Source organism: Pseudomonas sp. NY15356 (genome assembly GCF_048068175.1).
GTDB lineage: Bacteria > Pseudomonadota > Gammaproteobacteria > Pseudomonadales > Pseudomonadaceae > Aquipseudomonas > Aquipseudomonas putida_K.
Map to the genome: position 1 here is coordinate 1 of NZ_JBLUPW010000060.1, position 2,014 is coordinate 2,014.

Below are 2,014 nucleotides of genomic sequence, written 5' to 3' on the forward strand. Positions count from 1 at the left end.
CACCAACAAGCTTGAGTCGGTAGAAGGCGGCGACAAGTTCGAGAAACTGACTCTGGGTGAGAACTCTGTTTCGACGGAAATCACCGATGAGCCAGGTTCGGGCACCAATACCGGCAACGAAGGCGATAAATTCGAAGTCAACATCGTCAGCAAGGGTGATGTCACCGAAGACCAGCAGCCGTCCTTCACTATTCGGATCAGCGAAAAACTCGATCACGATGTCACGGTCACGCTGAGCAACAACCAGCAGGTGGTCATCCAAGCCGGTAAAACCGAGGTCGATTACTCGCTGCCGGCCCAGGGCGATGATGTATTCAAAGACGCAGGTGAAGTTTCGCTGGGCATCACCGATGCGACCGTCGCGGGCAAGCAGTTCGAGAATCTGCAACTGGGCGACAAGGCCACCGTCAACATCACCGATACGATCAGCGAAGTGAAAGCCACGCTGTCTGTGGATAAATCTTCCGTCGCTGAAGGCGGTGAAATTACCTATACCGTGACCCTCAGCAATGGCCAGAAGCTGCCGGTCAACGCCCATGGTGGCCTGGTCTTTACCCTGTCGGACGGCACCAAGGTTTCTATTCCAGCCGGCAGCGCCAGCGGCTCTATCACCGTTAAAGCGCCGGACGACGTGTTCACTGGTGGCCAACCGACCATCACCAACAAGCTTGAGTCGGTAGAAGGCGGCGACAAGTTCGAGAAACTGACTCTGGGTGAGAACTCTGTTTCGACGGAAATCACCGATGAGCCAGGTTCGGGCACCAATACCGGCAACGAAGGCGACAAGTTCGAAGTCACCATCGTCAGCAAAGGCGATGTCACCGAAGACCAGCAGCCGTCCTTCACCATCCGGATCAGCGAAAAACTCGATCACGATGTCACGGTCACGCTGAGCAACAATCAGCAGGTGGTCATTCAAGCCGGTAAAACCGAGGTCGACTATTCGTTGCCAGCCCAGGGCGATGACGTATTCAAGGACGCAGGTGAAGTTTCGCTGGGTGTCACCGATGCGACCGTCGCCGGCAAGCAGTTCGAAAACCTGCAACTGGGCGACAAGGCCACCGTCAACATCACCGATACGATCAGCGAAGTGAAAGCCACGCTGTCTGTGGATAAATCTTCCGTCGCTGAAGGCGGTGAAATTACCTATACCGTGACCCTCAGCAATGGCCAGAAGCTGCCGGTCAACGCCCATGGTGGCCTGGTCTTTACCCTGTCGGACGGCACCAAGGTTTCTATTCCAGCCGGCAGCGCCAGCGGCTCCATTACCGTCAAAGCACCGGATGACGTATTCACCGGTGGTCAGCCGACCATCACCAACAAGCTTGAGTCGGTAGAGGGCGGCGACAAGTTCGAAAAGCTGACCCTCGACGATCAATCCGTTTCGACGGAAATCACCGATGAACCAGGTTCGGGCACGGGTACTGGCACCGGCAACGAAGGCGATAAATTCGAAGTCACCATCGTCAGCAAAGGGGATGTCACCGAAGATCAGCAGCCGACCTTCACCATCCGGATCAGCGAAAAACTCGATCACGATGTAACGGTCAAGCTGAGCAACAATCAGCAGGTCGTCATTCAAGCGGGTAAAACCGAGGTCGATTACTCGCTGCCAGCCCAAGGTGATGATGTATTCAAAGACGCAAGTGAAGTTTCGCTGGGTGTCACCGATGCGACCGTCGCCGGCAAGCAGTTCGAAAACCTGCAACTGGGCGACAAGGCCACCGTCAACATCACCGACACGATCAGCGAAGTGAAAGCCACGCTGTCTGTGGATAAATCCACCGTCGCTGAAGGCGGTGAAATTACCTACACCGTGACCCTCAGCAATGGCCAGAAGCTGCCGGTCAACGCCCATGGTGGCCTGGTCTTTACCCTGTCGGACGGCACCAAGGTTTCTATCCCAGCCGGCAGCGCCAGCGGCTCCATTACCGTCAAAGCACCGGATGACGTATTCACCGGTGGTCAGCCGACCATCACCAACAAGCTTGAGTCGGTAGAGGGCGGCGACAAG

General features: G+C 56.1%; 1 protein-coding gene. It reads left to right on the forward strand.

The annotated features are described in order from the left end of the window. On the forward strand, window positions 1-2,014 hold a 2,014-nt coding region (locus ACNFCI_RS23875), incomplete at both ends, for an immunoglobulin-like domain-containing protein (protein ID WP_416768406.1).